Origin of the sequence: Paracoccus sp. J55 (assembly GCF_000513975.1) — a bacterium.
Taxonomy (GTDB): domain Bacteria; phylum Pseudomonadota; class Alphaproteobacteria; order Rhodobacterales; family Rhodobacteraceae; genus Paracoccus.
On record NZ_AZVA01000057.1, the window covers coordinates 1 to 7,395 of the forward strand.

The following is a 7,395-nucleotide window of genomic DNA, read 5'->3' on the forward strand; positions in this document are numbered from 1 at the left end:
TATCAGGTTGCGTGCCAAGTTCATCTCCCACGTAGAGATGAGCTTGAATCATAGGACGACTGCCAGAGGAATCCCTTTTGTCAACACGACCTAGTGGCGCTTAAGACAGGAGCCGAAGCTGTCGGTGGCGGCGTTTGGGTGCTTCATTCCTCGGGCGGCTACATCCTGAACAGGGGAGGGAAATACGTCGGAGGTACCCTACGCTCGGCCCCGTCCTAACCCTGATGCGGCCTTTGCCCGAGGCACTGACTGTCTCGGGTAACATTGCCATCCCAAGCCCCTGGGGCATCTCTTGGGGCATAACCCCGTCCGTCGCCCAACCGCCATGACGAGTCAGGTCACGAGCTGATCTAGGCTATTCCATCGAAAAGGTTCGGAAGGATCCTGTCCCTGAGGGCAGAAAATATCATCTTCTTATTGACTTAGATGAATTGGCTGGGGCGGTAGGATCCCCAGCTAAATCCCTGAAAACGCTATTAAAATCAGCATCTTGCCCGCCTGCCATCGGCCCGCTGACCGGGAACATGGTGACACCTTGTAGCAGAGTGCAGGGCCAGCCGTAAACTGCAGAAAGCTGCTATCGGCTTGGCCCGCGAAAGCCATGGGGTTATGCCGTGTCGCGCAATGCGCTATGACGGAGGCAGACAGTCGGAGAACCATGATGAACCAGCTTTCCCTCTTTGAGGTGTCCCGCCGGGCAGACACGGCGGAATCTTTCATTGATGATCTGGTTGCGTTCGACGACTTCGGCAAGAAAACCGTGTCCGACGAGAAGGACGGAATCCACTACTTCGTCAATGAGTTCTGGACCGCCGGGCAGCGGCAGGCGCATTCGATTCACGAGGTGTCCTATCGCGCCTGCTTCAAGGCGCAACTGCCCGAGTTCTTCATTTCAAGGCTGACGAAGCCCGGCGATGTCGTGCTTGATCCGTTCATGGGACGAGGCACAACGCCGGTTCAGGCTGGGCTGATGGGACGGCAGGCGTTCGGGAATGACGTGAATCCACTCTCTGTCCTCTTGGCACGGCCTCGTTTGCGTCCTGTTAGTGTTCAGGCCGTGGCGGACGCATTGAACACCGTGGACTGGTCACGAGGGCAGATCCAGCGTGAGGACTTGCTGGCCTTCTACCATCCCGCGACGCTTCGGAAGCTGGAGGCGTTGCGGCTATGGCTTGCTGACCGCGCCCCGCTCGGCAGCGATGAGGTTGATTCCGTTGCCGACTGGATCCGAATGGTGGCAATCAACCGGCTGTCAGGGCATTCGCCGGGGTTTTTCTCGGGGCGCTCGATGCCGCCGAATCAAGCCGTTTCCGTCAAGGCTCAACTGAAAATCAATGAAAAACTTGGCGTTGAGCCGCCGGAGCGAGATGTTGCCCAAGTCATCCTGAAAAAGACCAGAACGCTGCTGAAAGACGGCGGCGTGCCGAGTCAGGTGCGCTCTTGCCTGCTGACCGGCCCGGCGTGGGACATGCGCGGAATCGCTGACGCCACCGTGGACCTGACCGTCACTTCCCCACCGTTTCTGGATATCGTGCAGTATGCCGCTGACAACTGGCTGCGCTGCTGGTTCGCGGGAATCGACCCGGCCAATGTCGCAATCGACATTCACCGCACGGAGGAGGCGTGGTTGCTGATGGTCAACCGGGTTCTGCGTGAGCAAGCGCGTATTCTGCGTCCCGGCGGGTATGTCGCGTTTGAGGTCGGGGAGGTTCGCAACGGCAAGGTGCTGCTGGAGCGGCTGGTCTGGCAGGCCGCCGAAGGGCTGCCGTTTGAACGGTTGGGGGTGATGGTGAACGATCAGACGTTTACCAAGACCGCAAACTGTTGGGGCGTTGACAACGGCACCAAGGGCACGAACACGAACAGGATTGTTCTTCTCCGCCGTCTGTAGACTCCCCCCGCGCTGGCTGGCAACCTCCTGAAAACCAAGAATCAGGAGGGACAATGGCTTACATTGATGTTCCGATTACCCATGAGATGCTTGAAGTCGCAAAGCAGACTGTGGATCAGGTGAAGGTCAACCGAACTGTTGCCTCACCCTACGATACGCTCGCCGGATTACTCGGTGAGATGGCGGTTGCAGAGTGGTTCTATGGAGATTGGCGCAAGCATGATCTCACGAACACAAAGGGAAAGGCCGATATCCTTGACCGGATAGAGGTTAAAACAAGTGCTTTCCCGTTTCGCGACACGCTAAACTTGCTCGTTCGTGAAGACTATGCAGCTGCAAGGCGTCCTGAGTGTTATATTCAGGTTATTATCGACCAGCCTGATCGTTACTCAAAAAGCATAGAGCCGGGAACTATCGCACGAATATCCGGCTGGGCAACTTCCGATGAGGTTGATCAAGCGCCAAGGAGAGATTTTGGCTCAAAGGGAGGTGGTTCTGGCGGCTATCAGTGCCATTATATCGCGATAAGAAATCTTCGGGACATGAATACGTTTCCAATCGAATGGCAGCCGTGATGGAAAAACGATTCACAATGACTTGGGATGAGATGGAACTTGCCCGAGCGTTCAAGGTGTCTCCCGAGGATGTGCGGGAATATCTGACAGACGGTCGCCGCGTCTCCTTCATCATTGAACGCAGATTGAAATGGGAAAATCCGGGCTGGCAGTTGGCCCCGTCCGAAGGTGCGGGCTACGACTTGCTGGATCCTGATGGTGGAATGTGGGAGGTGCGTTCTATCACCAGACAAGGCGTCTATTTCAACCCGAGCAATCAGGTTGGCTCTGGACGGCGTTTTAACGAGGACGGATTTCAGTTGAAAATGAGCGGAATCAAAGGATTCATCCTATCTGATATTGTCGGATTCCCCGTTGTTGACGTCTTCGTGGTCCCGGTAGAAAATGTTTTGCGATGGCACAGCCAGCGCCTTCTTGGGGCGAATGCAAAGGTGTCTCGCGCCAAGTTTTTGAACAATCTTGCGCCTGACATTCAGTTTTGACAGATAATAGCAAGCTTAAAAAAAGGGCGCTTCGGCGCCCTTTTTTCTTTGCACGCAGGGAAAACCATGCCAGCAGTCCGAGGCTGAATTTTTTATTTTTCTTGCAATATCATCACTTTGATCATCAGGGCACTGGCGAACGCGCAATCCCGCACACATAGCCGGGATGGACCTTCCGGCGATGGACCAGCCTGCACGCCGCCGGGAAATAAGGCGAAAGCGGGCTTCGGACTCGAGGAGGGGCAAAATGGGTGGAATCGGAATCGCGGTGCGCCGGAAGTTTCAGCGGGGGCTGGAGGCTTGCGGGTATGAATGCACCGAACTGCTGAAAGAGCAGGCCCAGGAGAGTAATCTTGACGCCGAAACGGCGGCGGATCTGGTTTACGTCCGCGCTGATGAGGCAGATTTCGCGTCTGTCGTGAAAATCGTTCAGATATTCGAGATGGGGGAAAAGAACGGCGTCCCGATTGACGGCCTCATTTCGGGGGCGAGGCATTTCGGCGTCCTGCCGGGCGCGGATGATGCGGAATCGACCGGAGGGCCGAAATGATGGACATTCGCATTCTGGCACCACGCCCCGAAGGTGACCGGCTCGCAAAAGCGATTGGCGCGCGCGTGTATAACACGCGCGGCCCCCGTGATGAGGTGCGGGTGTATGTGTCCCGCGCCACCGCTGCGGACCTGCGCAAGTTGGCGGATGCTGCGGAAGGGGGTGGGGTGTGACCCCAACAGAGCGCAAACGGCTCCAACGCCGGCGTGACCGCGCTGCGGGTTGGGTTGAGGTCAATGTGCGGGTGGCGTCCGAGAAGTCGGAGGAGGTGCGGGCGTTCGCGGCCTCACTGCCGCCCCCCGCGCCGCCGACGGATCCGCGCCAGTTGGATCTGCTCGGCGCACTCGACAGGCAGTTGAGCAGATCCGCCTCTGCGCCGGAAAACCCGGCGCAGGGCGCTTTGAGGTTGTGACGCGTCACAACCTGGCCCCGCTGGCAGGCGTCTCGATGAAGTCGCCCCAGCGGGCCGGGAAGTCCAGAAACAGCGGCGCGCGTTTTTGGACTGGGGTTTCCAAAGGGGATGAAATCCCCTTGGCCCTGCGGCGCAGTCTCGATGAAATCGCCCCAGAGGGCTCCGCAGCGCGGTCTCGATGAAATCGCCCCAGAGGGCTCCGCAGCGCGGTCTCGATGAAGTCGGCCTGCGGCAGGCAGCCCCCGGCAGGAGGCCCCTCTGGCAAGAGACCGCCTTTTTGTGAGACCGCAGGGATCACAAAAAGGAAAAGCGGGTTTTGCCTTCTGGCAAAAATCTTCTTCTGACTTTCTTCAGCTCGAGATTGATGCGTCCAGGAGGACGCATTATGAAAGCAGCAGTAAGGTGCAACGCACTCAATATCAAGAAACTGACCCAGCAGGAACTGCACGGCAAGAGGTTGGATCAATCCAGCCAACGCCGCAGAATCAATAAAACGCCGCCCCTCGTTCTGGAGGGGAGGAAGGGCGGATTAAACCTCTGTGACCGCCTCGCCGCTCATATAGACGGCGCGAAACAAAATGCAGCCGCATTGAAAGAGGGCGCGAATGTGGCGCTGCATTTCATCGTAAAATACCCCAAAGAGGTTCTGGATGATGATGGCCCCACGCCCTTCGCTATCTTGAATCGGGACCAGCGCAAGGCCAGGATGATGCGTCAGGCCATTGACTTCATCAATGAAACTCATGGCGGCAATGCGGTATTCGCGGCCCGTTTGGATCGGGATGAGGCGGGCGAGACCGTGGTGGACGTATTCGCCGCGCCCCGATACGCGAAGCAGACCAAAAAGGGATCTGACGACTGGGTGAGCCTCACCAAGTTCGGCAAAGACCTTGCCGTGAAGCATCAAGAGGAGGTTGCTCGGCGTTCTCCTGACCAGGTGAAGGCGGCCAAAGGTAAGCCGATAACATCACCGCGCGCGGTCGGGATGAGTCTCCAATCCGAATTTGCCGCGTTCTTTGAGCGCGAGAACGGCGTGGCACTTTCTGCCCGGAGCCTGAAAGAGCGCCCCGGCCCTGATCGTCTTGGCATTGATGAGTGGAAGGCCGCGAAGTCCGCAATGGAGGCGGAGGAAGCCGCAGCGCGTCAGCGTGCCGCCGAGATAACGGAGGACGCGGAATCCGAAGCGTTCCGAGTCCAGATCCGGATTCAGGCGTCGGAACAGCGCCAATCCCGAAAAGAGGCGGAGGCCGAAACACTGCGGTCAAGCCTCTCGGACGCCCTGACCGCCATAAACGCGCTGGGTGAGCGCCTGCGCGGCCTCTATGACGACCTGCGCAGCATCCTGCCGGGCATACGCCGCACTATCTGGGCGCGTGACTCGTCGCCGCAGCAGGTTCGGGATGCGAAGGCCACGCGCAAAACGACGATCCCTAAGCTGGCGACGGTCCGGGCCAGCATGGAGCGTTCCCGCAAAGAATCGGAGAGGTTGCAGGTGCTGGCGCAGGATCCGCCGGGGAAGCCCGATGCGGATGACGCGAACCACTTCGAGATGTGAGGGTCACGGCGTCCCGGCACGCGCCTGGGCGTCCACCTCCGCGACGAACGCGGTCAGGGATATGCCAAGAGACCGGGCCAAGGCGTCCAGCGTCGCCAGGCTGGGCTGGTGCTTCCGGCTCTCGAGCAGGGAGACATAGCGCATACTGAGTCCGGCGCGATGGGCCAGTTCCTCTTGCGACAGCCCGGCCTGTGTCCGGTGCTGGCGCAGGACTTTCGCAAAAGCGTTCAAGATCAGGGCGTCGCGGTCGGTCATCCAGCCGACAAGCCGCAGAAAACTCGCTTGCTCTATGAAGTATTCTGTGAATTGTTGGGGTGACGACGCAAACCCGAGGAAAGATCCATGACTGATGCGGCCACGATTGAATGTCCGTTCTGTGCAAGCACCCTGAAAGCCCACGCGAAGGTGTGCGCGCATTGCGGCGCGCGCCGCGTTGCCGGCATGACCGCGAAGGGCCAGCCGCTGGGACGCGGCGGGGTGTTCTTCATCCGCATGTTCTTGACGTTGTGGCTGCTCATCGCCCTGTCGATGTTCGCGATGGAGTCCGCGCCGGTCGGCATCGGGATGCTGGTCTTGTGGTCGCTTATGTTTTTCTTTAACCGCCGGAACGTTTTCCCGGATGGGCAAGGCCGCTGGTATCGGCCCAACTGATTTTAGACGGTGAACGGTTAAGGGGTAAGGCAAGCGGCGGCTTGGTCGCACAGTGACCGAGTCCGCCGCTTGCAAAGTGAACACTTCATGTGTTCATCTGTGATAAAATTCGTTTCAGTTACGTCCGAAACCAATCAGGAATGATCAGTGGGTCGATCATCTGTGCGCACTGCGGAACACGCCGAGTGGCTGGCCTCAATGCCAAAAGCCATCCTATCGGTAAAGGTAGCGTTTTCTTTATTCTGGTCGTTGTGTTGCAGTGGCTATTTTTAGCGCTTTCCATGTTTGTTATGGAAGCTGCACCTGTCGGAATCGGGATGTTAATACTGTGGGTTCTGATCGCCTTTTTCAACCGCAGCACACTTTTCTCCGACAGTCAGGAATTTTGGCTTCAAGGCAACTGACTGAAAAAAATAGCCGCAGCAAGCTCGACGGCGCGTGATAGTGCAATGCTAAACACTTTCGCCGGCATATGCGGTGTCAAAAAACAAAAAGACTTGATGGCAGGTAATGATAAAGGACATAAAAAAATGTGTCGCAAAAAGGCATACGGCCGCAGTTAAAACTCGACTCATCTCGGGCGGAGGTTCCGCAACCACACCAAGGGTGGCTGCTACTATAAAAATAGATATTAATGTTAACACCGAAATTCCGGCGTTAATCCGTCGAAACGCGCCCCTAAGCTCTTCCGACCTGACGCTAAAATTCATTTCTCTCGTTTTTCTTACGATATCATCAGGGTTATTCTTGGGCTTGATCTCGGAAATCTTATAGTTAAATACACTAAACGCTGCAACTTGTGAGGCGAATAGCATGGCAGAAAAGATCGAAAAGGAGGAAATGGCGATGGAGGGAAGAGTGTCGCCCATTTCCCATCGAAAAGTGTAGCAGAGATATGTAATCGCACATGGAAGAAACGCGACGATAAAGACGCAAAGCAACTTACCAACACGGCTTCTCCCACCTATAATATTTAATATATAGAGACTAGGTCGTGTTGACAAAAGGGATTCCTCTGGCAGTCGTCCTATGATTCAAGCTCATCTCTACGTGGGAGATGAACTTGGCACGCAACCTGATATCCGACGATGAGTGGACCTTCTTCGAGGGCTTCATTCGTGCCGTCCGGCACCCTAACGGGCGGAAACCTGCGGACCATCGTCTTGTTCTGAATGGTATATTCTGGATCGCAAGGACTGGTGCGCCATGGCGCGATCTGCCCGAAGAGTTTGGCAAGTGGTCCTCGGTCTACCGTCAGTTCCGCCGCTGGACTTTGGCG

General features: G+C 56.9%; 11 protein-coding genes. 9 read left to right on the forward strand and 2 right to left on the reverse strand.

The features are described 5' to 3' along the window. Positions 1-661: 661 nt before the first annotated feature. The 6 genes from PARJ55_RS0120360 to PARJ55_RS0120375 all read left to right on the forward strand — a co-directional run bounded on the left by PARJ55_RS0120360 (position 662) and on the right by PARJ55_RS0120375 (position 5,465). Entirely contained in the window at positions 662-1,891 is a 1,230-nt protein-coding gene (locus PARJ55_RS0120360) for a DNA methyltransferase (RefSeq protein ID WP_028714641.1), read from the forward strand. A 53-nt stretch (positions 1,892-1,944) separates the two neighbouring features. After that, positions 1,945-2,466, forward strand: a complete 522-nt coding sequence (locus PARJ55_RS24175; protein ID WP_156929547.1) for a hypothetical protein — start codon at positions 1,945-1,947, stop codon at positions 2,464-2,466. Next, positions 2,466-2,948: a hypothetical protein gene (locus PARJ55_RS24180; RefSeq protein ID WP_156929548.1), complete on the forward strand. Its 483-nt coding sequence runs from the start codon at positions 2,466-2,468 to the stop codon at positions 2,946-2,948. Before PARJ55_RS24175 ends, PARJ55_RS24180 begins: the two co-directional genes overlap by 1 nt. Positions 2,949-3,195: 247 nt before the next feature. After that, entirely contained in the window at positions 3,196-3,498 is a 303-nt protein-coding gene (locus PARJ55_RS0120365; protein ID WP_028714642.1) for a hypothetical protein, read from the forward strand. Next, the gene (locus tag PARJ55_RS24185; RefSeq protein WP_156929549.1) at positions 3,495-3,671 is read left to right on the forward strand and encodes a hypothetical protein; all 177 of its coding nucleotides are present in this window, start codon (positions 3,495-3,497) and stop codon (positions 3,669-3,671) included. Before PARJ55_RS0120365 ends, PARJ55_RS24185 begins: the two co-directional genes overlap by 4 nt. 624 nt (positions 3,672-4,295) lie before the next feature. Then, positions 4,296-5,465 (forward strand): hypothetical protein, encoded by a 1,170-nt coding sequence (locus PARJ55_RS0120375; RefSeq protein ID WP_156929550.1) that lies wholly within the window; start codon positions 4,296-4,298, stop codon positions 5,463-5,465. Between the two features lie 3 nt (positions 5,466-5,468). Here PARJ55_RS0120375 and PARJ55_RS0120380 read toward each other — a convergent pair whose 3' ends face one another. Further along, positions 5,469-5,720, reverse strand: a complete 252-nt coding sequence (locus PARJ55_RS0120380) for a helix-turn-helix domain-containing protein (RefSeq protein ID WP_028714644.1) — start codon at positions 5,718-5,720, stop codon at positions 5,469-5,471. An 87-nt stretch (positions 5,721-5,807) separates the two neighbouring features. Here PARJ55_RS0120380 and PARJ55_RS0120385 point away from each other — a divergent pair, with 87 nt between their 5' ends. Next, positions 5,808-6,116, forward strand: a complete 309-nt coding sequence (locus PARJ55_RS0120385) for a hypothetical protein (RefSeq protein ID WP_028714645.1) — start codon at positions 5,808-5,810, stop codon at positions 6,114-6,116. Positions 6,117-6,301: 185 nt separating this feature from the next. Then, positions 6,302-6,520 carry a hypothetical protein gene (locus tag PARJ55_RS24190; RefSeq protein ID WP_156929551.1) on the forward strand — a complete coding sequence of 73 codons (219 nt, stop codon included), beginning with the start codon at positions 6,302-6,304 and terminating at the stop codon, positions 6,518-6,520. Between the two features lie 48 nt (positions 6,521-6,568). Here the strand turns inward: PARJ55_RS24190 and PARJ55_RS24195 are convergent, their stop codons facing one another. Then, positions 6,569-6,985: a hypothetical protein gene (locus PARJ55_RS24195; RefSeq protein WP_156929552.1), complete on the reverse strand. Its 417-nt coding sequence runs from the start codon at positions 6,983-6,985 to the stop codon at positions 6,569-6,571. A 188-nt stretch (positions 6,986-7,173) separates the two neighbouring features. Here PARJ55_RS24195 and PARJ55_RS23690 point away from each other — a divergent pair. Continuing rightward, positions 7,174-7,395 (forward strand): transposase (locus PARJ55_RS23690; protein ID WP_156929553.1); only part of this gene is annotated, 222 nt, incomplete at its 3' end.